General features: G+C 66.7%; 2 protein-coding genes. Both read left to right on the forward strand.

Annotation, left to right across the window (positions count from 1 at the left end; translation table 11 throughout):
* Positions 1-36 precede the first annotated feature (36 nt).
* Complete coding sequence (locus ACIBW7_RS39135) at positions 37-10,878, forward strand: type I polyketide synthase (protein ID WP_397055498.1); 10,842 nt, start codon at positions 37-39, stop codon at positions 10,876-10,878.
* Entirely contained in the window at positions 10,875-26,822 is a 15,948-nt protein-coding gene (locus tag ACIBW7_RS39140; RefSeq protein WP_397055500.1) for a type I polyketide synthase, read from the forward strand. Before ACIBW7_RS39135 ends, ACIBW7_RS39140 begins: the two co-directional genes overlap by 4 nt.
* The last annotated feature ends 15 nt before the right edge of the window (positions 26,823-26,837 follow it).

Below are 26,837 nucleotides of genomic sequence, written 5' to 3' on the forward strand. Positions count from 1 at the left end.
ACCTGAGCTGAGCAAACACGATCTGGAGTTCCACCGATGGCCGACAACGACGAGCTGCGCCGGTATCTGAAGAAGACCGCGAAGGAGCTCTACGAGACCAAACAGCAACTGCGCGCGCTCACCGATCGGTCGCGGGAACCGATCGCGATCGTCGGTATGGCTTGCCGGTATCCCGGCGGTGTGCGCTCCGCCGAAGACCTGTGGCACATGACGGCGGACGGTGTGGATGCCATCGGGGACTACCCGGCCGATCGAGGGTGGGACCTGGAACGGCTGTTCAACCCGGATCCCGATGTGCCGAACGGCATTTACACCCGCGACGGTGGGTTCCTCGACTCCATCGGCGAGTTCGACGCGGCTTTCTTCGGGATCGGCCCGCGTGAGGCCGCGGCGATGGATCCGCAGCAGCGCCTGACGTTGGAGGCATCCTGGGAAGCGTTGGAGGATGCGGGTATCGACCCGGTGTCGTTGCGCGGCAGCGACACCGGCGTCTTCGCCGGAGTCATCCATCAGAACTACGGTCCCCGTATCGGCTCGCCGAATATCACCGCCGAGACCGAAGGCCACGCCTACCTGGGTGTTTCGAACGCTGTGCTGTCCGGTCGGATCGCGTACACGTTCGGCTTCAAAGGCCCGGCCATATCGGTCGACACCGCCTGCTCGTCGTCGCTGGTGGCGTTGCATCTGGCGTGCCAGGCACTGCGGCAGGGCGATACGTCGCTGGCATTGGCGGGCGGGGTGACCGTCATGTCGGATCCGGCTTTGCTGATCGCGTTCGCGCGTCAGCGTGCGTTGTCGCCCGATGCGCGCTGTAAGGCATTCGCGGCGGCTGCTGACGGAACCGGATTCTCCGAGGGTCTCGGAGTGCTTGTGCTGGAGCGTCTTTCGGACGCACAGCGGCTCGGTCACACCGTGCTGGCGGTGGTGCGTGGCAGTGCTGTCAATCAGGATGGTGCGAGCAACGGCTTGACCGCGCCGAACGGTCCGTCGCAGGAACGAGTGATCGCGGCCGCGTTGGCGAACGCGGGCCTGGCCCCGTCGGATATCGACGCGGTAGAGGCGCACGGCACCGGCACGATGCTCGGGGATCCGATCGAGGCGCGGGCACTGATCAGCGCGTACGGCGCGCGGCGCGAGAGCGCGCCGTTGCGTCTGGGGTCGTTGAAGTCGAATATCGGTCACACCTCGGCTGCCGCGGGGGTGGGCGGCGTGATCAAAATGGTTCAGGCCATGCGGCACGGCGTGCTACCGAAGACGTTGCACGTGGATGCGCCCACCCCGCACGTGGATTGGTCCGCGGGCACGGTGCGGCTACTGCAGGACAACGAGCCGTGGCCGGTGGGGGACCGGATCCGGCGAGCCGGGGTGTCGTCGTTCGGAGCCAGCGGCACCAACGCACATCTCATCCTCGAGGAAGCACCCACCCATCCGGTCACCGTAGCGTCGGCGGACGAATCCGAGCTGGAACCGGCCACGAAACCCATCGTGGCCGATGTCGTTCCGCTGTTGATATCGGCCAAGTCCGAGGAAGCCCTCCGTGCCCAGGCGGATCGACTGCGGCAGTGGTTGATCGACGATCCCGACGTTGATGTGCGGGATATGGCGTATTCCCTGGCGACCTCGCGGGCACAGTTGGACCGGCGCGGTGCGGTCGTGGGGCGCGACCGGGACGAACTGCTCGCCGGTCTGGCCGATCTGGCCGCGGGTTCGCACGGCACGATCGAAGGGAATGCCGGTTCCGATAGGACCGCGTTCTTGTTCACGGGGCAGGGTGCGCAGCGGGTGGGGATGGGTGCGGGCCTGTACGGGGCGTTTCCGGTGTTCGCGGCGGCGTTGGACGAGGTGTGTGCGGAGTTCGATCCGTTGTTGGGGTGTTCGCTGAGAGAGTTGATGTTCGCTGATGCCGGGGGTGTGCTGGATCGGACGGAATTCACTCAGCCGGCGTTGTTCGCGTTCGAGGTGGCGTTGTTCCGGTTGATCGAATTGTTCGGTGTGACACCGGATGTGCTGATCGGGCATTCGATCGGCGAGTTGGTGGCGGCGTATGTGGCGGGGGTGTGGTCGCTCTCGGATGCTTGCGCGCTGGTGGCGGCCCGGGGCCGGTTGATGGGTGCCTTGCCGGGGGGCGGGGCAATGCTCGCGGTGGCGATCGGCGAAGGACGAGCTGTCGATATCGTCGCCGATTTCGCCGACCGGGTGTCGATCGCGGCGGTGAACGATCCGTCGTCGACGGTGTTGTCCGGGGACGTCGATGCCATCGGTGATATCGAGCGGCTGCTGTCCGCCGAGGGTGTGAAAACGAATCGGTTGCGGGTCAGTCATGCGTTCCACTCGGCGCGGATGGATCCGATGTTGGCCGAGTTCCGTTCTGTCGCCGCAGGATTGACGTATCGGGAGCCGTCGCTGCCGATCGTGTCGAATGTTTCGGCGGTCGTGGTCGCTGCGGAGCTGACCGATCCGGAGTACTGGGTCGAGCAGGTGCGGGGGTGCGTCCGGTTCGCTCCGGGGATCGACGTTCTGGTCGAGGCAGGTGTGCGGCGGTTCGTGGAGATCGGACCTGATGCGGTGCTGGCGGCAATGACGCGTGACTGTCTGGCCGAGCACCCGGACGTCGAGTCGGCGTCTTCGGTGGCGGCGGCCGCTCGGCGGTCGGTCGATGAGGTGGAGCAGTTCGTCACTGTCCTGGCGCAGGTTCATGTCGCGGGTGCGCGGGTGGACTGGCGTTCGTTGTTCGTGGGGGGTGCGGCGCGTCGGATTCCGTTGCCCACCTATGCCTTCCAACGCCGCCGATTCTGGTTGCCGGGTGCTGTCGATGCGTCGTCGTCGTCGACGGATCATCCGATCCTGACGGGTGTGGTCGGGTTGGCGGGTACCGACGAGTGGTTGTTGACCGGCCGGTTCTCGTTGCGTACGCATCCGTGGATCGCCGATCACATGACCTACGGCGTAGTGGTCGTGCCGAGCGCGACGTTCATCGAGTTCCTCCTCGTCGCGGGCCGTCGGATCGGTTGCGGGGTGGTCGAGGAGCTCACGTTGCAGGCGCCGATTCTGCCGACCGCGGACGACGAGGTCGAGTTGCAGGTGCTGGTGCAGGCCGCGGACGAGTCCGGGCGGCGTCAGTTCGAGTTCTATTTCCGCAAGTCCTCCGATGCCGAATGGATTCATAACGCCACCGGTGCGTTCGGGGCTCAGCGGGATGGTGATTCGGCGTTGTTGTCTCGGCTGCGGGAGGAGCAATGGCCGCCGGTCGATGCCGAGGCCGTGGACACTGCGGGGCTGCCGGAGCGGATCGCGAAGCTCGCAGGGCTCGAGTACGGCCCGGCGTTCGTCGGTGTGCGTGCCGCGTGGCAACGCGACGACACCGTGTTCTCCGAGATTGTGCTGGACACCGAGGCAGCACCGGAGCTGGGACGCCACGACCTGCACCCCGCCCTGCTGGATATGGTCATGCACGCGGGGTTCTCCGGGTTGCTGTGGCGCGATGCGGATTCCGACCCCGATACCGGCAGGTTGCTGTTCCGGTGGGGTGGTGCGCGTTTCCACAGGTCGGCAACGGATGGCGGACAGTGGCCGGCCGAGGTGACGTCGCTTCGGGTCATTGCGGTCGCGACCGGACCCGAGACCGTTTCGGTCGCGACGGTCGATCCGGACGGCAATCCGATCGTGTCGGTCGACGCCGTGGTTATGCGTCCGTACGACGTGAAGGAATTCCGGAGCAGCCTCGCCGGTGACGAGGCGGGCCTGTACCAGGTGCGTTGGGAGCCCACCGCGGAGTCGGTTGCCGGAGTCGGTCGGCCATCCCTGGCGGTACTCGGGGACACGACGGTGGCGGGGATCGACACGGAATATGCGTCGGTCGCCGATGTCGTTGCGGCCGAAGGTATTCCCGGTGTGGTGGTGTGGCGGGCAACCGAGCCGATCGTGGCAGGTTCGGCCGTCGGTGGTCCGGAATCGGTGCGGGCAAGCGTGCATGGCGCGCTGGCGACGGTGCAGTCCTTGCTCGCCGAGGAACGTCTGTCCGAGGTCCGGCTGGTTGTGGTGACGACAGGCGCCGTGGGGTTGGCCGACGAGGCTCCGGATCCGGCCGCCGCGGCGGTGTGGGGATTGGTGCGCAGTGCGCAGTCGGAGCATCCGGGACGGTTCGTTCTCGTCGACGCGGATCCGGTCCGGCCGCTCGATGCGGAACACATTGCGGCGGTATTGATTTCGGGCGAGCCGCAGACCGCAGTCCGTGGTACGGAGATTCTGGTTCCCCGGATGGTGCGCGCGTCCGCTGCCACGGACCCTGGGATGCGATCGTCGTTCGGGGATGGGACCGTGCTGATCACCGGCGGCACGGGTGGACTGGGTGCGTTGTTCGCCCGTCATCTCGTTTCCGAGCACGGTGTGCGCAGTCTGGTGTTGACCTCACGCCGGGGATCCGACGCGCCCGGTGCCGCCGAGTTGGCCGCCGAGTTGGCGCAGGCTGGGGCCGAGGTTCGGGTAGTCGCTTGCGATGTCGCCGACCGCGACGCGGTGCGGAACCTGCTGGATTCGATCGCCGGACTGACCGCAGTCGTGCACACCGCGGGAATTCTGGACGACGGCACCGTCGAGTCGCTGACCGCTGATCAGGTGGACCGGGTGCTGGCACCGAAGGTCGACGGGGCATGGCATCTGGACGAGCTGACCCGTGGTCTGAATCTGTCCGCGTTCGTGGTGTTCTCGTCGATCGCGACGGTGCTGGGTTCGTCGGGGCAGGGCAACTACGCCGCGGCGAACGGTTTCCTGGACGCGTTGGCACAGCGGCGGCGGGCCGCGGGGCCGGCCGCCACGGCGCTGGCGTGGGGACCGTGGAACCAGGCCGGCGGTATGACCGGTGGCTTGAACCGCGCCGCCCTCGCGCGGTGGGATCGCTTGGGTCTGAGCCCGCTCGAAAATGCCGAAGGGAAGCGACTTTTCGACGCGGCGCTCGCGCACTCGGAGGCGCGTCTGGCTCCGATCCGCTTCGACGCGAGTGTCTTGCGTCGCGAGTCCGATGTCGACGCGGTTCCGGCGGTGCTGCACGGATTCGCGCGGCGTTCGACGCGCCCGACGCAACAGGCGGCGGTCGCCGCGGCGGCGGGCTCGCTGGCCGCCCGGTTGGCGGATGTGCCGCAAGCGCGGCGTGGCGAGGTGGTACTGGAGGTCGTGCTCACCCAGGCGGCGGCGGTGCTGGGGCATGATTCGGCCGCCGACATCCGGCCCGACCAGCGCTTCGACGAGATCGGTTTCGATTCGCTGGGTGGCGTGGAGTTCCGGAACAGGCTCGGCAAGGCCACCGGCCTGCAGTTGCCGTCGACGCTGGTGTTCGATCATCCGACCCCGGCGGCGGTGGCGAAGCTGGTGCAATCCCGCGTCGAGCCGACGGTGGGCGAACCCCTCAGGAAGGCCGTCCGCCGAGTCCGGGCGGACGAGCCGATCGCGATTGTGGGCATGGCCTGCCAGTTCCCCGGCGGCATCGGATCACCGGACCAGTTGTGGGATCTCGTTGCTTCCGGAACCGACGCGACCGGCGATTTCCCGTCGGATCGGGGCTGGGATCTGGAGCGGCTGTTCGATGCGAATCCGGACAAGCCCGGTACCGTCTACACCCGACGCGGCGGATTCCTCTACAACGCAGGTGATTTCGACCCGGGATTCTTCGGGATCGGTCCACGGGAGGCATCCGCGATGGACCCGCAGCAACGTCTGCTGCTGGAGGTGTCCTGGGAAGCTCTGGAGGACGCGGGCATCGATCCGACGTCGTTGCGGGGCAGCGACACCGGCGTGTATGTCGGAGCGGGCTACTCGGGCTATGTCGATCGGGTGGCCGGTGACCTGGAGGGCTACCGGCTCACCGGCACCACGAGCAGCGTGATGTCGGGACGGGTGGCATACGTCCTCGGTCTCGAAGGCCCGGCGGTCACCGTGGACACCGCCTGCTCGTCGTCGCTGGTCTCGCTGCATCTGGCCTGCCAAGCACTGCGCCAGGGGGAGAGTTCGCTGGCGCTGGCGAGCGGCGTGACGGTCGCGGCCAGTCCTTACCTCTACGTCGATTTCGCGCGGCAGCGCGGTCTCTCGCCCGATGGTCGTTGCAAGGCGTTCTCCGCGGGGGCCGACGGTGTCGCCTTCTCCGAGGGCGTCGGTGTGCTGGTGCTCGAGCGTCTCTCCGACGCCCGCCGCCTGGGTCACAACGTCCTCGCCCTCGTGCGCGGGACGGCGGTGAACCAGGACGGCGCGAGCAACGGCTTGACCGCGCCGAACGGTCCGTCACAGGAGCGGGTGATCGCGGCGGCGTTGGCGAATGCCGGGCTCGAGCCCTCGGACATCGACGCCGTGGAGGCGCACGGTACCGGCACGGCGTTGGGTGATCCGATCGAAGCCCAAGCGCTGATCGCGGCGTATGGGCAGGATCGTGCTGGACAACCGCTGCGGATCGGATCGATCAAGTCGAATATCGGCCACACCGTGGCTGCGGCGGGTGTCGGTGGCGTGATCAAGATGGTGCAGGCGCTGCGCCACGAAACCCTGCCGAAGACACTGCATGCGGACGAGCCGAGCCCGCATGTGGACTGGTCCGCGGGCGATGTCCAGCTGTTGACCGAGGCCCAGCCGTGGCCGGTCGGCGGCCGGGTCCGTCGAGCGGGCGTGTCGTCGTTCGGTGTCAGCGGCACCAACGCACACGCGATCCTCGAGGAAGCGCCCGCCCCAGCGTCGGTCGTCGCGCCACCGGCTAACGACCGTCCACGCACGGTGCCCTGGCTGGTGTCGGCCAAGAATGAGACCGCCCTCCGGGGACAGGCGGCGAAACTGCGGAAGTGGCTGATCGATCACCCCGACGCCGATCCGGTGGATGTGGCGTATTCGCTCGCGACGACACGTGCGCAGCACGAGTCGCGGGCGGCGGTCCTGGGCGGTGACCGCGACGAACTGCTGGCGCGGCTGGCGCAGTTGGCCGCCGGATCCTCCTCTGCCGGAGTGGTTTCCGGCACGGTGGGCTCCGGGAAGACCGCCTTCCTGTTCACCGGTCAAGGCGCGCAGCGGGTCGGTATGGGCGCGGGTCTCGCCGAGGCCTTCCCGGTATTCGCCGCGGCACTGGACGAGGTGTGTGCCCAGTTCGATCCGCTGCTCGGATGTTCCCTGAAGCAAGCGATGTTCACCGGACACCTGATCGACGATCAGGGCGTGGCCGAGGATACCGGGATGCTGGATCGGACACGACTGACCCAGCCCGCGCTGTTCGCTTTCGAAGTGGCGCTGTATCGGCTGTTGGAGTCGTTCGGAGTCGTCCCGGATCTGTTGATCGGGCACTCGATCGGTGAACTGGCCGCGGCGTATGTGGCTGGTGTGTGGTCATTGGAAGACGCCTGCGCACTGGTCGCGGCGCGAGGGCGGCTGATGGAGGCGCTGCCGGAGGGCGGCGCGATGCTCGCGGTCGCCGCGTCCGAGGCCGAAGCGGGCGCGGCGATCGCCGGATTCGGCGACCGGGTGTCGATTGCAGCGGTGAATGCGCCTGCGGCCGTGGTGCTCTCGGGTGACGAGGACGCCGTCGACGACATCGATCGGCAGTTCGCCGAACGGGGTCGCAAGACGAGCCGGTTGCGGGTGTCGCATGCGTTCCATTCCCATCGGATGGAGCCGATGCTGGCCGAGTTCGCCACCCTGGTTGCGGGAGTAACCTGCAACGCCCCACGTATTCCGTTGGTGTCCAACATTTCCGGCCGGATCGCGGGCGCCGAGATCCTGGATCCGGGGTACTGGGTGGCGCAGGTGCTCGCCGCGGTGCGTTTCGCGCCCGGTGTCGAGACGCTGGTGGACTCGGGTGTGCGCCGGTTCCTCGAGGTCGGACCCGACGCGGTGCTGGCGGCGATGACGCGGCACACGCTTGCCGAGGACGTCGAGGCTCGATCTGTGGTGGCCGCGGCGGCCCGCCGGGATCACGACGAGGTCGAGCAGTTCCTCACGATGCTCGGCCAGGCGCATACCGCAGGGGTCGCCGTCGACTGGGACGGATTGTTCACCACCCTCCGGGTATCCCGAATCGCCTTGCCCACCTATGCCTTCGAACATCGGCGGTACTGGCTCGAACCCGGCCTCGCGGAGCCCCGGAATGCGTCGGAACATTCGCTGCTCACCGACGTGGTGCGGGTGGCCGAGCGTGACGAGTGGCTGTTCACGGGACGGCTCTCGCTGCGCACCCATCCGTGGATCGCCGATCACACCACCTACGGTGTGGTGCTCGTCCCGAGCGCCGCGCTCATGGAGATGCTGCTGGTCGCAGGTCGGCGAATCGGTTGCGGCGCCGTCGAAGAGCTCACCCTCGAGGCGCCGATCCTCCCGCCGGCAGACGGCGATGTCGAACTCCAGGTACTGGTGCGGGAACCGGATCCAACGGGACGTCGATCGTTCACGTTCCACTACCGCCTGACCGACGCCGCCGACGGCGAGTGGATGCGCAATGCCAGCGGCGTGCTGAGCGGTCAACAGCTGCTCGACATCGGACTCATGGACATGTTGCGCAACGGCCCGTGGCCGCCGATCGACGCCGAACCGGTGGCCGCCGACTGGATTCCGGCCCAGGTGGCGCGTGTCGCCGGACTGGAATACGGTGCCTCCTTCATCGGCATCGACGCCGCATGGCGCAGTGGCGACACGATGTTCTCCGAGGTCACCCTGAATCAGGAAGTCTCGGCCGAACGGTTCCAGCTGCATCCGGCGCTGTTCGACATGGCACTCCATGCCGGACTTGTCGGTTTGATCTGGTCGGACGACAAGGGCAATCCCGCCGAGGGCAAACTCTTGTTCCGCTGGGGCGCGACGCAATTCCACACCACATCCAAGGTCACGACGTTGCGGGTGATGGCTATCCAGCGCAGCGGTGAGGCGATCACCGTCGTAGCGATCGACCAACACGGAAATCCGGTGGTTTCCGTCGACGAAGTGGTCATGCGCTCCTACGACGTGCAGCAGTTCCGCGCCACACTGTCGGGTGGACGTGCGGCCCGGTACGCGTTGCGCTGGTCAGCGGTCGGGACGCCTGACGGGATCGCCCCGATCGGGAGCGCAGCCGTGCTCGGAACCGCGCAGGTGCCCGGAATCGACGAGCGGTATCCGGATCTGGCGGGGCTCGCTTCGGCCGCGACTGTCCCGGATGTCGTTGTCTGGTCCGAATCCGCTGCACTGCACGGTGATTCGCAGCCGTCCGCGAGCGATCGGGTGAAGGCAGCCCAGCACCTGGTGCGCGGTTGGCTGACCGACGAGCGGTTCGCGCGGTCGCAGCTGGTTGTGGTGACCGGACGGGCGGCGGCCCTGCCCGATGAGGTGCCGGATACCGCATCGGCCGCGGTATGGGGGCTGATACGTAGCGCTCAGACCGAATATCCGGAGCGGATCGTGCTGCTCGACACAGCCGAATCCGGTGGCGCGCAGCATATTTCGGCCGACTCGATCCGAGCCGCGATCGCGACCGGAGAGCCGCAGCTGGCATTGCGGGGCGACTGTGTCCTGGCACCGCGGCTGGAGGCGGCGACATCCGTTGCGGCCGGACAGGTTTCGTTCGGGTCCGGGACGGTGCTGATCACCGGCGGGACCGGGGGATTGGGCGCGCTGCTGGCCCGGCACCTGGTCACCGCGCACGGCGTGCGACGGCTACTGCTGGTATCTCGCCGTGGCGAGCGAGCGGACGGCGCGGCGGAACTCGCGACGGAACTGTCCGGATACGGCGCCGAGGTGCGGATCGCCGCCTGCGATGTCACCGACCGCGACGCGCTTGCAGATCTGCTGGCGGAGCACCCGCTCACCGGCGTCGTGCACGCCGCGGGCGTGCTCGACGACGGCACGTTCCACACCCTCACCGCTGACCAGGTCGATCGGGTGTTCGCGCCCAAGGCCGATGCGGCGTGGCATCTGCACGAGCTCACCCGGGACATGAATCTGTCGGCGTTCGTGCTGTTCTCCTCGATCGCCGGAATGATCGGTTCGGCGGGGCAGGCGAATTACGCCGCCGCGAACAGCTTCCTGGACGCCCTCGCGGTGCGACGCCGCGCCGAAGGGCTACCGGGACTCGCGCTCGCCTGGGGTCCGTGGCAGCAGGACATCGGCATGACCGGCGCTTTGGATCGCACCGCCATGGGCCGGTTGGAGCGACTGGGCCTGGCCCCGCTGGACCGCACCGACGGCCTGCGGTTGTTCGACGAATCGCTGACCGCCGTGGAACCGGTGTCAGCGCTATTGCACTTGGATACCGACAAACTGCGCCTGGAAGCGCATACCGATGCGGTCCCGGCAGCGTTGCGCGGGTTCGTTCGCGCACGTGGCCGGTCGGCCACGACATCGAGTGACGGACCGTCGCTCGGGGAGCGTCTGCACGGTGTGGCGGAGGCGAAGCGACGCGGGGTCGTCCTGGACCTGGTGCGCGAACACGTGGCGGCGGTGCTGGGTTACGGGTCGGTCGACGATATCGGACCCGATCGCGGCTTCGACGAACTCGGCTTCGATTCCCTTGGTGGAGTGGAGTTCCGCAACCGGCTTTCGAAGGTGACGGGGCTCTCGCTGCCCTCGACCCTGGTGTTCGACTACCCCACCGCGGGAGATATCGCCGAGTTCTTGCTGGCGCAGACCGTGGTGACGGCACCTGCGCAACCCACGCAACCGACATCGACGGTGTCCGACGACATCGCGCGGCTCGAGGCGATGCTCGAGCGGATTATCGCGGGCGGCAGCGACAACGACGAGATCGTCGCCGGATTGCGGGGCGTCAACGAGCGCCTGCGCACCTACCTGACCGGCAAGTCGCCGGAAGGTGACTACGACGACCTCGAATTCCATTCCGACAGTGAGCTTTTCGACCTGATCGACGAGGAGTTTGGCCCAGCATGAGCAACCCCGAGACCAGCAACGAGGAACGGCTCAGCCGGTATCTGCGCAAGCTCACCGGAGATCTCCGCGCCGCCAAGAAGCACATCCAGCACCTGGAAGAACGTGCCGGGGAACCGATCGCGATCGTCGGCATGAGCTGTCGATATCCAGGCGGCGTCGACACTCCGGCTCGGCTGTGGGAGTTGGTCGCTTCCGGCACCGACGCCGTCGGTCCTTTCCCGGCCGATCGAGGCTGGGACCTCGAGCGTCTGTTCGACACCGACCCCGAAACGCCGGGCACCATCTACACCCGGGAAGGTGGATTCCTGGATGCGGCGGGCGATTTCGATCCGGGATTCTTCGGAATAGGTCCGCGCGAGGCCGCGGCGATGGATCCGCAGCAGCGTCTGTTCCTGGAAGCGGCATGGGAGGCATTGGAGGACGCCGGCATCGATCCGGCGTCGCTGCGCGGCGGCGACACCGGTGTGTTCGCCGGCGTGATCCATCAGGACTACGGCCCCCGTGTGGGTTCGCCGGGCCTGACCGCCGAATCGGAGGGCCATGCCTACTCGGGTGTTTCGGCCAGCGTCCTGTCCGGGCGCGTCGCCTTCACCTTCGGTTTCAAAGGTCCGGCGATCTCGGTGGACACCGCGTGCTCGTCGTCGCTGGTCGCGCTGCACCTCGCGTGTCAGGCCCTGCGTCAGGGCGAAACCTCGCTCGCCCTGGTCGGTGGGGTCACCGTGATGTCCGACCCCACCCTGCTGATCGCCTTCGGCCGGCAGCGGGCGCTGTCCCCCGACGCCCGATGCAAGGCCTTCGCGGCGGCGGCGAACGGGACCGGATTCTCCGAGGGCCTCGGCATGCTCGCGGTCGAGCGATTGTCGGATGCACGCCGTCACGGCCACCGGGTCCTCGCGGTTATCCGCGGCAGTGCGGTCAACCAGGACGGCGCCAGCAACCGGCTGACCGCGCCGAACGGTCCTTCGCAGGAAAAGGTGATCGCGCAGGCTCTCGCCAGTGCCGGTCTGACGCCCGCCGACGTCGATGCGGTCGAAGCGCACGGCACCGGCACCAGCCTCGGAGATCCGATCGAGGCGCAGGCGCTGATCGCCGCCTATGGTCGCGATCGCGCCGGAGATCCGCTGCGTATCGGCTCGCTCAAGTCGAACATCGGACACACCTCCGCCGCAGCCGGTGTCGGCGGTGTGATCAAGATGGTGCAGGCGCTGCGCCACGAAATGCTGCCCGCGACACTGCATGTCGATGCTCCGACCCCGCATGTGGACTGGTCGGCGGGAACGGTGCGGCTGCTCACCACGGCGGAACCGTGGCCCGCGGGGGAGCGGGTGCGTCGCGCGGGCGTGTCCTCCTTCGGTGCCAGCGGCACCAACGCGCACGTGATTCTGGAGGAGGCCGCCGCGCTGGCGGAGGTCCCTGCCGAGCGGGCGGACGATGCTGTCGACCGCGGCGCGCAGGCAGTGGGGTCCGGTGTCTCCCCGTGGCCGCTGTCGGCGAAAACCGAGGACGGCTTGCGTGCGCAGGCGGCCAAACTGCTGACGTGGGTGACCGAAAACCCCGACCTGACAATCGATGACATCGGCTATTCACTGTCGACTACCCGTGCCCGGCTGGATTGGCGGGGCACGGTAGTGGCCGACGACCGGGACACGATGCTCGCCGGACTGGCAGTACTCGCCGAACACGGATCGGCGAGCTCCGCCAATGGCGTGGCGACGGGGCGGGCGGTCACGCGTAAGGCAGCCTTCCTGTGCACCGGGCAGGGCGCGCAGCGGGTCGGCATGGGAAGTGAACTGTACGAGGCATTCCCGGTGTTCGCTTCCGCGTTGGACGAGATCTGCGAGCAGTTCGATCCCCTACTGCACGGTTCGCTCAAACAGGTGATGTTCACTGGTCAGCCGGCCGATGGTGACCCTGCTGATGTCAGTGTGCTGAATCGGACAGAGTTCACTCAACCCGCGCTGTTCGCATACGAAGTCGCGCTGAGCCGGCTCTTGGACTCGTTCGGCGTGACACCGGATGTCCTGATCGGGCATTCGATCGGTGAGCTGGCCGCCGCGCACATCGCTGGTGTGTGGTCGCTACCGGACGCGTGCCGACTGGTCGCGGCGCGTGGTCGCCTCATGGGGCAGCTGCCGGAAGGCGGTGCGATGCTGGCTGTCGCGGCGAGCGAGCGCGAGGTGTCCGAGGCGCTCGTCGACGGAGTGTCCATCGCTGCGGTGAATTCGCCTGTGGCCGTGGTTGTTTCCGGTGACGAGGACGCGGTGACCGCGCTCGAGCAGTGGTTCGCCGACCGCGGGCGCAAGACATCGCGGTTGCGGGTGTCGCATGCGTTCCATTCCCACCGGATGGACCCGATGCTGGCCGAGTTCGAAGCTGTCGCACGGGATGTCACCTACCATCGCCCACAGATTCCACTCGTCTCGAATCTATCCGGCCGGATGGCCGGTGACGAAGTGCTGGAACCCGCCTACTGGGTCCGACAGGTGCGGGCGGCCGTTCAGTTCGCTCGGGGCATAGACACTCTGGCGGCCTCGGGCGTGCGCCGATTTCTGGAAATCGGTCCGGATGCCGTGCTGACGGCCATGACCCGGCAAAGTCTGCCGGAAGATATCGAATCGCAGTCGCTGGTGGTGGCCGGAGCACGTCGCGGGCGTGCCGAGGTCGAGCAGCTCGTGAACTGCCTGGCGCACGCGCACACGGTCGGTGTCGAGGTCGACTGGAGCGCGTTCTTCGCCGACCGCTCGGTATCGCGAGTGTCGTTGCCCACCTATGCTTTCCAGCGCCGTCGCTACTGGCTCGAGACCTCGGTCGGCACCGCAGGCGTCGAATCCGTGGGATTGGGTGCGGTGGAGCATCCGTTGCTGGGTGCGGTGCTGTCGGTACCGGAATCCGGTGACGTGCTGCTGACCGGCCGGTTGTCGGTAGCGACCCAACCCTGGCTGGCCGACCACGCGGTTGCCGGGTCGGTGTTGTTGCCGGGGACCGGGTTCGTGGAATTGGCGTTGCGTGCCGGTGCGGTGGCCGGATGCCCGATGATCGAGGAATTGACGCTGCAGGCACCGCTGGTACTGCCCGCGGCGGGCGGCATACAGATCCAGGTCGTCGTCGGCGGGCCCGGACACGATGTCGCACAGCGGCCGGTATCGATCTACTCCCGCGGTGAATACGACGGCGACGAGTGGGTATTGAACGCGCGGGGCCTGCTGACACCCCGTGACGAGACGACCGAACCCGACCTCGGGCAGTGGCCGCCGGACGCGGCGAGTGGTATCGATGTCGCCGCCGCGTACATGGACCTGCTGGCGCGTGGTTACGACTACGGTCCGGCGTTCCAGGGTGTGCGGGCGTTGTGGCGGCGCGGCGCGGAGGTGTTCGCCGAGATCGCCGTTGATGCGGACACCGGGGTGCGAGCCGAAGGGTTCGGGATCCACCCGGCACTCCTGGATGCGGCCATGCACGCGGGTCTGCTGGCCGGTGTGCTCGAAGACGGTGCGGGACAGTCGGATTCACCGTTCACGATCGCTGCGGGGCAGGTGGTGCTGCCGTTCTCGTGGGAGTCGGTGTCGCTGTACGCGGCTGAAGCGTCGGTGCTGCGTGTGCGTCTGACCACGACCGGATCGTCGGTATCGGTGTCGGCGGCCGATGAGCAGGGACAACCGGTGTTGTCGGGATCGCTGACAACCAGATCGATGCCGCTCGAACAGCTCGCCGTGGCCACCGCGGGTGCCGGCGGCTCGGTCGCTCCGGTACTGGAACTGGTGTGGTCACCGGCCGCATCCGAGTCCGCGGCGATGGACACGGGTATGGGTCGGTGGGACCGGTTGGATCCGGAGTACCCGGTACCCGCGCTGGTGGTGATCGAGGCCGGATCCGGCTGGAACGATCACAGCGACGCGGACGTGGTGACCACCACCCATACCGAGGTCGCGCGGATACTCGAGGTGGTGCAGGCTTGGCTGGACCAGGACCGGTTCGCCGCGAGCACCCTGCTGATCGCCACGCGCAGCGCCGTCGCGCTGCCCGGTGAAGACCTCGCCGACCTCGCCGGTGCCGCGGTATGGGGCCTGGTTCGTGCGGCGCAGTCGGAAGATCCGGGCCGGATTGTCTTGGCCGACACGGACACCGACATCGACGAGCAGCTTGCGGCCACGATCATGGCCGTGGACGAACCCCAGGTGGTCGTGCGTGGCGGCGTCACCCATACCGCTCGGCTCACTCGACCCGTGACCACGGTGTCTTCCCCGGCGGGCGATGACGCTTCCGCAACCGTGGTGTCTTCCGGGACGGGCGATGAACTTTCCGCCTTCGGTGCTGGGACGGTGCTGATCACCGGCGGCACAGGCGGTTTGGGCACGGTAGTGGCCAGGCACGTGGTGGCCGAGCACGGTGTGCGGTCGTTGCTGCTGGTGAGCCGCAGCGGTCCGCGGGCCGCGGGTGTGGCGGAGCTGTGCGCCGAACTGGAGCAGTTGGGCGCACAGGTGAAAGTGGTGGCCTGTGATGTCACCGATGCCGGTGCGGTGGCCGGATTGCCGGCCGAAGTACCCGCGCAGCTGCCGTTGACGGGAGTGATCCATACCGCAGGTGTGCTGGACGACGGGGTCATCGCGTCGCTGACCGCGCAGCGGATGGACGCGGTCCTGGCGCCGAAGGCGGATGCTGCTTGGCATCTGCACGAAGCGACCGCGGATCTGAATCTGGCTGCGTTCGTGGTGTTCTCGTCGGTGTCGGGCGCAGTCGGCGGACCAGGGCAAGGCAACTACGCGGCCGCGAACACCTTCCTCGACGCGCTGGTGGCGCACCGGCGAGCACGCGGGCTGGCCGGCCAGTCGCTGGCGTGGGGTCCGTGGGCACGCTCGAGCGGCATGACCGGACACCTGGATGCGGCCGATGTGGCTCGGATGAGTCGCGGCGGATTCACGACGATCTCCGATGAACTGGCTTTGGCGGGCTTGGATGTGGTGCTCGAACGGAGCACGGCCTACGCGGTGATCGCCGCGCTGGACACCGTCGCGATCCGCGCCCGATCCGATGCCGGACTCCTGCCACCGCTGCTGCGGGAACTGGCACCGACAGCGACTCGGCGCCCGGCGGCGCCCTCGGCGGCGGTATCCGGTCTTCGGCAACGGCTTTCGGGTCTGGACGCCGATCGGCAGCGGCAGGCGGTACTCGATACCGTACGCACCCACATCGCGGCCGTGCTCGGCCACGACAGTGCGTCCGAGATCGATCCCGATCGCGCGTTCCAGGACCTCGGCTTCGATTCCCTGAGCGGGGTCGAGCTACGCAACCGACTCAAAACCGTTACCGGTCTATCACTCTCGGCCGCAGTGGTTTTCGACTACCCGACACCACAGGCACTGGCCGCCCACCTGGCCGACGAGCTCACCGGCACCGGGCAGGACACCGCGGTCACCGCCGCCGAGGCCGTCGACCACGAACCCATCGCGATCGTCGGTATGGCATGCCGGTATCCGGGTGGTGTCGATTCGCCTGAGGGCCTGTGGAATCTGATCGTGGACGGGACCGACGCGACGTCGGAATTCCCCGTCAATCGAGGCTGGGATACCGAACGCCTCTACGATCCCACTGGCGAAACTCCGCACACCACCTACACGCGTGAGGGTGGATTCCTGCATTCCGCAGGCGAATTCGATCCCGCGTTCTTCGGGATCAGTCCCAATGAAGCCGCCATGATGGATCCGCAGCAGTTCCTGCTGCTGGAGACTTCGTGGGAGGCATTGGAGCGGGCCGGCGTGGATCCGGCGGTGCTGCGTGGCAGTTCGACCGGGGTTTTCGCGGGCATGATGTATCACGACTACCCGGCGAACGCGAACTCGGGATCTATTGCCTCGGGCCGTGTTTCGTATGTGTTCGGTCTGGAAGGGCCGTCGGTCACCGTGGATACGGCGTGTTCGTCGTCGTTGGTGGCGATGCATTTGGCTGCGCAGTCGCTGCGGTCGGGTGAATCCGATCTGGCATTGGCCGGTGGTGTGGCGGTGATGGCGACACCGGAGACGTTTGTGGAGTTCAGCAGGCAGCGGGGTTTGTCGCCGGATGGTCGGTGTAAGTCTTTCGCCGATGCGGCCGATGGTGTTGGTTGGTCTGAGGGTGCTGGTGTGTTGGTGTTGGAGCGTTTGTCCGATGCGCGGCGCAATGGTCGTCAGGTGCTTGCGGTGGTTGCTGGTTCGGCGGTGAATCAGGATGGTGCGTCGAATGGTTTGACTGCTCCGAATGGTCCGTCGCAGCGGCGGGTGATTCGGCAGGCCCTGGCGAATGCTGGGGTTGCATCGACCGGGGTGGATGTGGTGGAGGCTCATGGTACGGGGACGACGTTGGGTGATCCGATCGAGGCCCAAGCCCTGTTGGCGACTTATGGGCAGGATCGGGATGCGGATCGTCCTCTCTGGTTGGGGTCGTTGAAGTCGAATATCGGTCATGCTCAGGCTGCGGCGGGTGTGGGTGGTGTGATCAAGATGGTGATGGCGATGCGGTATGGGTTGTTGCCGCAAACTCTGCATGTTGATCAGCCGTCTACGAAGGTGGATTGGTCGGAGGGGCACGTCCGGTTGTTGACCGAGTCGGTGCCGTGGCCGGAGACGGGTCGGCCGCGTCGTGCGGGTGTGTCCTCGTTCGGTATCAGTGGGACGAATGCGCATCTCATCATCGAGCAGGCTCCGGTCGCCGAGCCGGTGGTGGAGCAGGCTCCGGTGCCGACGGCTGAGACCGTTGCGGCTGGTGGGTTGCTGCCGTGGGTTGTTTCGGCACGTAATCGTGAGGCTCTTGCCGGTCAGGCCGGGCGGCTGGCCTCGTCTGTGACCGATCATGAACTGGATCCGGTGGATGTCGGTTTCTCGTTGGCGTCCACCCGTGCTGTGTTCGAGCATCGCGCGGTTGTGTTGGCCGATAACCGTGATGGTCTGCTGTCGGGAGTGCGGACGCTGGCCGAGGGTGTGCAGGGACCGGGTGTGGTGTCCGGCCGCATCGTGCCGGGTTCGACGGGTCTGATGTTTTCGGGTCAGGGTGCGCAGTGGGCGGGTATGGCTGCCGAGCTGTGCGCGGCGTTCCCGGTGTTCGCCGAAGTTTTCGACGCGATTGTAGCCCGCCTGAATCCCTTATTGGGGCAGTCGGTTTCGCTGGATTCGGCGTTGTCGGACAGTGATTTGGTCGATGCGACGGTGTTTGCGCAGGCGGGGTTGTTCGCGTTCGAGGTGGCGTTGTTCCGCCTGCTGGAGTCGTGGGGTGTGCGCGCGGATGTGGTGGCGGGTCATTCGATTGGTGAGGTCGCTGCTGCGCATGTGGCTGGGGTGATGTCGCTGGCGGATGCGTGTGTGTTGGTGGCTGCGCGTGGCCGGTTGATGCAGGTGTTGCCTGTGGGTGGGGCGATGGTCGCGGTAGGTGCGTCGGAGGCCGATGTGCGGATGCTGCTGTCCGGTGGGGTGTCGATCGCGGCGGTGAATGGTCCGTCGTCGGTGGTGCTGTCTGGTGTCGAGAGTGATGTCGTCGCGATCGTCGAGGCGTGTGTTGAGCGTGGTTGGCGGACGCATCGTTTGCGGGTGTCGCATGCTTTTCATTCGGCGTTGATGGAGCCGATGCTGGCTGAATTCGCTTCGGTGGTTGAGGGTTTGGTGTTTGCTCGGCCGCGTATTGCGTTGGTGTCGACGGTGACCGGTGCCCGGGTCGTGGACGAGATGAGCGATCCGTCGTATTGGGTGGGTCAGGTCCGGGAGACCGTGCGTTTTGCCGATGCGGTCGCCGTGATGGTGGGTTCGGGTGTGTCCCGGTTCGCCGAGATCGGACCCGATGCGGTGCTGACTCCGATGGTCGCCCAGACCCTCGACGACAGGGCGGCGGCCGCGAGTGCTGCGGTGGTGGCGCTGGGGCGTCGAGGCCATGCCGATGTCTCCGCTGTGTTGGCCGGTGTGGCCGGGTTGTTCGTGGCCGGTGCCGAGGTGGACTGGGCCGGTTTCTACGCCGGTTCCGGAGCTCAGCGAATCGACTTGCCCACCTACGCTTTCCAACACGAGCGTTTCTGGCTCGATGCCAAGCAGGTGCTGGCGCAGTCGTGGCTCGGTGCCGAACTCGGCGGAGTGACTTCTGTCGGTCTCGAGGCGGTGGACCATCCCTTGCTCGGTGCTGTTGTGCCGCACCCGGAGTCGGGTGGGGTGAGCTTCACCGGCCGGTGGTCGCTGGACTCGGTGGGATGGTTGGCCGATCACAGCGTGCACGGGGTCGTGTTGCTGCCGGGGACCGGGTTCGTCGAACTTGCCAGTCACGTCGGCGGTCTTTTGGGCTGCGATGTAGTGGATGAGCTTGTCCTGCATACCCCGTTGACCCTGTCGCCCGAGGGCAGTGTCGCGGTGCAGGTCGTGGTGGCCGCCGCTGATGAGGCTGGTCGGCGGCGGTTGAGTGTGCACTCGCGACAGGCGGGCGAGGGTCCGTGGTCGCTGCATGCCGAGGGTGTGCTCGCCCGAGGCGAAGCGGTTGCCGATTTCGAACTGACTTCGTGGCCTCCGGCTGGGGCGGAGCCGATGCCTGTCGACAGTGCCTATGACGAGTTGCTCGAACTCGGATATGGGTATGGTCCGTTCTTCCAGGGTTTGCGGGCGGCATGGCGGCGTGGCGATGAGGTGTTCGCCGAGGTCGCTCTGCCGGACCCGCAGCAGGCCACGGGTTTCGGAATCCACCCCGCGCTGTTCGACTCGGCCCTGCATGCCGGAATCATTCATGGGCGCAGCGGTGGTGCCGCGGTGCTGCCGTTCGCCTGGAACCGGGTGGTTCTGCACTCGGCCGGCGCTACCGCCGTGCGGGTACGGAGCGTCCCCGAAGGCGACAACTTCGCCGTGCAGATAGCTGATGAGCAGGGTCGGCCGGTGCTGTCGGTGGGCGCTCTGGTGTCTCGGCCGGTATCGGCCGAGCGCCTGGGCGCGGACCGGGTGTCGGATGCCCTGTGGGGCCTGGAATGGGTTACCGCTCAGCCGCTTTCGGCAAGGATGGTGGAGCCGGGCCGGGTAGCGGTACTCGGTTCCGGCCAGAGTTCTGGTGAGGTGCGGCGCTATCGCGATCTGGCGGCTTTGGTCACCGATCTCGATGCGGCGCAGGAGCCGGTTGTTCCTGACATCGTGATGCTCGAGTGCGCACTCCACGACGGTCCGCCGACAGCGGCGGCGCGGCAGGTCATGACCGGCGTGCTGGACACCGTCCAGGGTTGGCTGGCCGAAACCCGTTTCGCCGCTTCGCGTTTGGTGGTACTCACGAAATGCGCAGTGACCGTTGCCGATTCCGAGCAGGTGCGCCTGGATCAGGCGCCGGTGTGGGGTTTGCTGCGTGCCGCGCAGGCGGAGCACCCGGGTCGGTTCCAGCTTGTCGATGTGGATCAGGACGGTGACTTGTTCGCTGTCGCGACCGCGGCGGCAGCTGCTGCCGAGGAACCCGAGGCCGCGCTACGCGGCACGACCGTGCTCGTGCCGCGTTTGACCCGTCACGCACCGGGCGTGATCGCTCGGCTGACCGAGCCGGGGACCGTCCTGGTGACCGGTGGTACCGGTGGTCTGGGTGCGGTGATCGCGCGTCATTTGGTGACCGAACACGGTGTGCGCCATCTGCTTCTGACATCTCGGCGCGGCCTGGACGCTCCCGGCGCCGCCGAGTTGGGTGAGGAGTTGGTCCGGCTCGGCGCTGCGGTCACCGTCGCCGCGTGTGATGTGTCCGATCGGGGCGCGCTGGCCGCGTTGCTGGACGGCATCTCCGATGAGCATCCGTTGGTGGGTGTCGTGCATGCGGCAGGAACTGCCGATAACGGTGTGATCGAATCGATTTCGGCCGACCGGATCGATTATGTGTTCCGGCCCAAGGTCGATGCCGCGTGGTATCTGCACGAGCTCACTCGCGAGCACCCGTTGTCGCTGTTCGTGCTGTTGTCGTCGGCGGGTGGGTTGGTGCTGGCCGCCGGTCAGGCCAATTACGCCGCGGCGAATGTCTTCTTGGATGCCCTCGCGGCGCATCGTCACAACCTGGGACTGCCTGCGACCTCTCTCGATTACGGTATGTGGGCAAGGTCGAGCGGGCTCGGTACCGAGTTGTCCGAGGGCGATTTCGATCGGATGCGCAGGCAGGGCTTCCCGCCGCTGACCGAGGCCGACGGTCTGGCATTGTTCGATGCGGCGATCGCCACCGATACCGCCCAATTGGTGGCGCTGCGAGTCGATCCGGCGGTGCTTCGAACCCGGGGCGAGCAGCTCCCGGCTCTCGTCCGCGCGATCGTGCCGACCCCGGTGCGCCGCAACAGCCGGACCCCGGCGGGTCAGGCCTTCGGGCAGAAGCTGGCGGGCCTGTCGGATGCTGATCGCAATAGTGCGCTGCTCGACCTGGTCCGATCGGTGGCCGCCGGCATCCTCGGACACGCCTCCATCGATGCCGTCGAACCCCAGCAGGCTTTCCAGCAGCTCGGCTTCGACTCGTTGAGCGCTATCGAGTTCCGCAACAAACTCAACGCCGCGACCGGTCTGCAACTGCCTGCCACTCTGATCTTCGATCAGCCCAACCCACAGATCGTCGCGGAGTTCATCGGTTCGCAGCTCACCGGTACCGGGGCCGTTGATGAGCTCACGGTCAGCCGGGTCCGAGCTGACGACGAACCGATCGCGGTGGTGGCGATGGCCTGCCGCTACCCCGGTGGTGTCGCATCGCCGGAGGATCTGTGGAATCTGGTCGTCTCGGGCGTTGACACCACCGGGGAGATGCCGGTGGATCGAGGCTGGGACATCGAGGGCATCTACGATCCCGAGCCCGGTAAGGCGGGTAAGACCTACACCCGTCGTGGTGGATTCTTGTACTCCGCAGCTGATTTCGACGCGGACTTCTTCGGGATCAGCCCGAATGAGGCCATGGTGATGGATCCGCAGCAGCGGTTGCTGTTGGAGGTTTCGTGGGAGGCGTTTGAACGCGCCGGTGTGGATCCGGCGGTGCTGCGTGGCAGTTCGACCGGGGTGTTCACCGGTCTGATGTATCACGACTACGCCCAAGCAACCGGGACCGGTAGCGGCGCCGCAGGCAGTTTGGTCTCGGGTCGGGTGTCGTATGCGTTCGGTCTGGAGGGGCCGTCGGTCACCGTCGATACGGCGTGTTCGTCGTCGTTGGTGGCATTGCATTTGGCCGCGCAGTCGCTGCGGTCAGGGGAGTGTGATCTGGCATTGGCCGGTGGTGTGGCTGTGATGGCGACACCGGACATGTTCCTCGAGTTCAGCAGGCAGCGGGGTTTGTCGCCGGATGGTCGCTGTAAGTCTTTCGCCGATGCGGCCGATGGTGTTGCTTGGTCCGAGGGTGCTGGCGTATTGGTGTTGGAGCGGCTGTCCGACGCGCGGCGCAATGGTCGTCAGGTGCTTGCGGTGGTTGCTGGTTCGGCGGTGAATCAGGATGGTGCGTCGAATGGTTTGACTGCTCCGAATGGTCCGTCGCAGCGGCGGGTGATTCGGCAGGCCCTGGCGAATGCTGGGGTTGCATCGACCGGGGTGGATGTGGTGGAGGCTCATGGTACGGGGACGACGTTGGGTGATCCGATCGAGGCCCAAGCCCTGTTGGCGACTTATGGGCAGGATCGGGATGCGGATCGTCCTCTCTGGTTGGGGTCATTGAAGTCCAATATTGGTCACGCTCAGGCCGCGGCGGGTGTGGGTGGTGTGATCAAGATGGTGATGGCGATGCGGCATGGGTTGCTGCCGCAAACCTTGCATGTTGATCAGCCCAGCACCAAGGTCGACTGGACCGAAGGCCACATCCGGTTGCTGACCGAGTCGGTGCCGTGGCCGGAGACGGGTCGGCCGCGTCGTGCGGGTGTGTCCTCGTTCGGTATCAGTGGGACGAATGCGCATCTCATCATCGAGCAGGCTCCGGTCGCCGAGCCGGTGGTGGAGCAGGCTCCGGTGCCGGTGGTCGAGACCGTTGCGGCTGGTGGGTTGCTGCCGTGGGTGGTTTCGGCGCGTAGTGTTGAGGCTCTTGTCGGTCAGGCTGCTCGTTTGACATCGCATGTGGGCGAACAGGATCCGATTGATGTCGGTTTCTCGTTGGCGTCCACGCGTGCGGTGTTCGACCATCGCGCTGTTGTGTTGGCCGATAACCGTGATGATCTGGTCGCGGGAGTGCGGGCGCTGGGTCGCGCGGAGTCCGTTCCGGGTGTGGTGTCGGGTCGTGTGGTTTCGGGTTCGACGGGTGTGGTGTTTTCGGGTCAGGGTGCGCAGTGGGCGGGTATGGCTGCTGAGTTGCGCGTGTTCCCGGTGTTCGCTGAGGTTTTCGATGCGATTGTTGCTGAGTTGGATCCGTTGCTGGGGCAGTCGGTTTCGTTGGATTCGGCGTTGTCGGACAGTGATTTGGTCGATGCGACGGTGTTTGCGCAGGCGGGGTTGTTCGCGTTCGAGGTGGCGTTGTTCCGGTTGCTGGAGTCGTGGGGTGTGCGCGCGGATGTGGTGGCGGGTCATTCGATTGGTGAGGTCGCTGCTGCGCATGTGGCGGGTGTGTTGTCGTTGGCGGATGCGTGTGTGTTGGTGGCTGCGCGTGGTCGGTTGATGCAGGCACTGCCTGTGGGTGGGGCGATGGTCGCGGTCGGTGCTTCGGAGGCTGATGTTGCGGCGCTGCTGGTTGGTGAACTGTCCGGTGGGGTGTCGATCGCGGCGGTGAATGGTCCGTCGTCGGTGGTGCTCTCTGGTGTTGAGGAGGCGGTTTCCGCTGTTGTCGACACGTGTAATGAGCGTGGTTGGCGGACGCATCGTTTGCGGGTGTCGCATGCTTTTCATTCGGCGTTGATGGAGCCGATGCTGGCTGAATTCGCTTCGGTGGTTGAGGGTTTGGTGTTTGCTCGGCCGTGTATTGGGTTGGTGTCGACGGTGTCCGGTGCTCGGGTCGTGGATGAGATGAGCGATTCGTCGTATTGGGTGGGTCAGGTTCGGGAGACCGTGCGTTTTGCTGATGCGGTCGCCCAAATGGCGGCTATGGGTGTGTCTCGGTTCGCTGAGGTCGGACCCGATGCGGTGCTCTTCCCGATGGTCAACCAGATCGTCGATGAAATGGACGCGGCTGTGGCTCCCACGGTGGTTGCTCTGGCGCGTCGAGGCCATGCCGATGTCTCCGCTGTGTTGGCCGGTGTGGCCGGGTTGTTCGTTTTCGGCGCCGACTTCGACTGGGCCGGTATGTATTCCGCCGGGGCTCGGCGAATCGACTTGCCCACGTATGCTTTCCAACGTCGGCGTTATTGGATGCGCGAAGGGTCCGCCGGCAGTGGTGACGCGCGGTCGATGGGTCTGGCGACCACCGGACACCCTTTGGTTTCGGCGGTGGTGTCACAACCGGACTCCGGTGCGGTGATCCTGACCGGCCGACTGTCGGTGCAGACGCATCCTTGGCTGGCCGATCACCAGGTGAAGGGCACCGTGTTGTTCCCCGGTGCCGGTTTGGTCGAACTCGCCCTGCATGCCGGGGAGCAGGTGGGTTGTTCGACTCTCGAGGACTTGGTCCTGCAGGCCCCACTGGTGCTGCCGGATTCCAGTGGGGTCGCGGTACGCATTGTCGTCGGTGCCGACGACGAGACGGGCCGTCGCGCGGTGCGGATCTTCTCCTGCCCCGATGGGGATATCGATTCGGCGCCGTCGTGGACGCTGAACGCCGAAGGCGCGCTCGCCCCGGACGACATGACGACTGCTGTCGACCTCGCCTCGTGGCCTCCGGCTGGTGCGCAGCCGCTGGACGTCGATGGTGTCTACGACGAACTGCTCGATGCCGGGTACGGGTACGGTCCCCACTTCCAGGGGCTGCGGGCGGTATGGCGACGCGGTGCGGAATTGTTCGCCGAGGTCGTGCTACCGGATCTACCCGAAGCCAACGGTTTCGGGCTGCATCCGGCGCTGCTCGATGCTGCTCTGCATGCCTCGCTCATAGGCGACTTCATGCCCGCGGACGAGGCTGGGCTCGCATTGCCGTTCGAGTGGTCCGGTGTCACGGTGCACGCGGCGGGAGCCAACGCCTTGCGAGTCCGGCTGACCCGAGTCGGTCAGCATGCGGTGGCGGTGGATCTCGCGGATCCGACCGGCGCTGCGGTGGCGACGGTGCGGCAGCTGGCTTCCCGGCCGATTGATCCCGCTCAGCTCTCTACCGGCGCATCCAATGCCGATAACGCGTTGTTCCAGGTCGATTGGACACCGATCGCGGTGTCCGACACCGAGATCAGCGCAGTGTCGTGGGCGGATCTCGGCGACGAGGTTCCCACCGCGGTCGTGTTGGTCTGTCCGACGGCCAATGATCCCGCCGCCGTTCGTGCTGCGACTCATGACGTGCTGCGGGTGCTTCAGTCCTGGATTGCCGATCAGCGGTTCAGCGAGTCGGTGCTGGTGGTTCGGACCAGTGGTGCGGTCTCGGTTGCCGGGGAAGACATTACGAACCTGGCCGGCGCTGCGGTGAATGGTCTGGTTCGTTCCGCGCAGGCAGAGAGCCCTGGCCGGATCGTGTTGATAGACACTGATTCCGACATCGACGGGTTGCTCGGCGGGATTCTGACTTCAGAGGAACCGCAGGTGGCCGTGCGCGGCGGGCAGGCACTCAGTGCGCGACTCGCTCGAGCGGTCTCGAGTCCGGCGGCCGCTACAGCTCCGAGTTCCGCTTTCGGTCCGGACGAGACAGTTCTGATCACCGGTGCCAGCGGCTTCCTCGGTGGGTTGTTCGCCCGGCATCTGGTCAACGCCCACGGTGTCCGTCACCTGCTGTTGCTGAGCAGGCGCGGCGAATCCGCTCCCGGCGCCGCCGAACTGCGCGCGGAGTTGCAACGTCTTGGTGCCGAAGTCGAGTTCGCCGCCTGCGATGTCGCCGATCGTGGGGCGCTGGCCGAGGTGCTGGCCGACGTTCCCGGGGGTCGGCCACTCACCGGTGTGTTCCATACAGCTGGTGTGCTCGACGATGGCGCCATCGCTTCGCTGACCGCGGATCGGATGGACACGGTGTTGCGGCCCAAGGTCGATGCCGCCCTGCACCTGCACGAACTGACCGCCGATCTGCCGTTGAAGGCGTTCGTGCTGTTCAGCTCGGCGGCCGGTGCGTTCGGCAGCCCCGGGCAGGGCAACTATGCCGCGGCGAACGCCTGCCTGGACGCTTTGGCGGTGCACCGCAGGGCATCCGGACGCTGCGGGCAGTCGCTCGCGTGGGGTCTCTGGAGCATGAACGGAGGTATGGCCGCGGAGCTCAGCGACGTCGACCGCCACCGCATGTCTCGTTCGGGCATGCTGCCGCTTTCGGAGGAACAGGGCCTGGCATTGTTCGCCGCCGCCGCCGAGATCGACGCGGCGGCTCCCGTCCTCGCCCGTCTCGATCTGGAGAGCCTGCGCAGCGCAGGGTTCGCCGCGGCACTGCTGTCCGGCTTGGTCCCTGCTCGCCGCAAGACGGCCTCGGGCACCGCGGCGCTACGTGCTCGTTTGGCGAACACCCCGGACAGCGAACGCCTCGGTGTGCTCGTCGAAATCGTTCGTGGTCAGGTCGCGGCGGTTCTGGGTCATCAGAACGCGAATGCGATCGCAGCCGACCGGGCCTTCAATGAACTGGGCTTCGATTCGATCACCGCCATCGAGTTCCGTAACGCCCTGAAATCCGTTACGGGTCTGCGGTTGCCCGCGACTCTGGTGTTCGACTACCCGTCGCCGCAGGCGCTGGCGAAGTATCTGGCCGACGAATTCACCGAGCACCACGACCCTGACCGGTCGACAGATCTGTCGGACAACGATATTCGCAGAGCCCTCCAAACAATCCCCCTCACCCGGCTCCGCGATGCGGGGCTGCTGGATGCGCTCATGCAGCTCACACAGGGGCAGGAAAGCCACGGCGAGATCGATCAGAGCATCACGGACGAATCGATCGACGCGCTCGATATCGACGACCTGATCGAAATGGCTTACGACAACTCATCAGAAGACTGACGGAGCTGGAACAAT

The sequence above is a fragment of the Nocardia sp. NPDC049526 genome, from assembly GCF_044465765.1.
Classification (GTDB): domain Bacteria; phylum Actinomycetota; class Actinomycetes; order Mycobacteriales; family Mycobacteriaceae; genus Nocardia.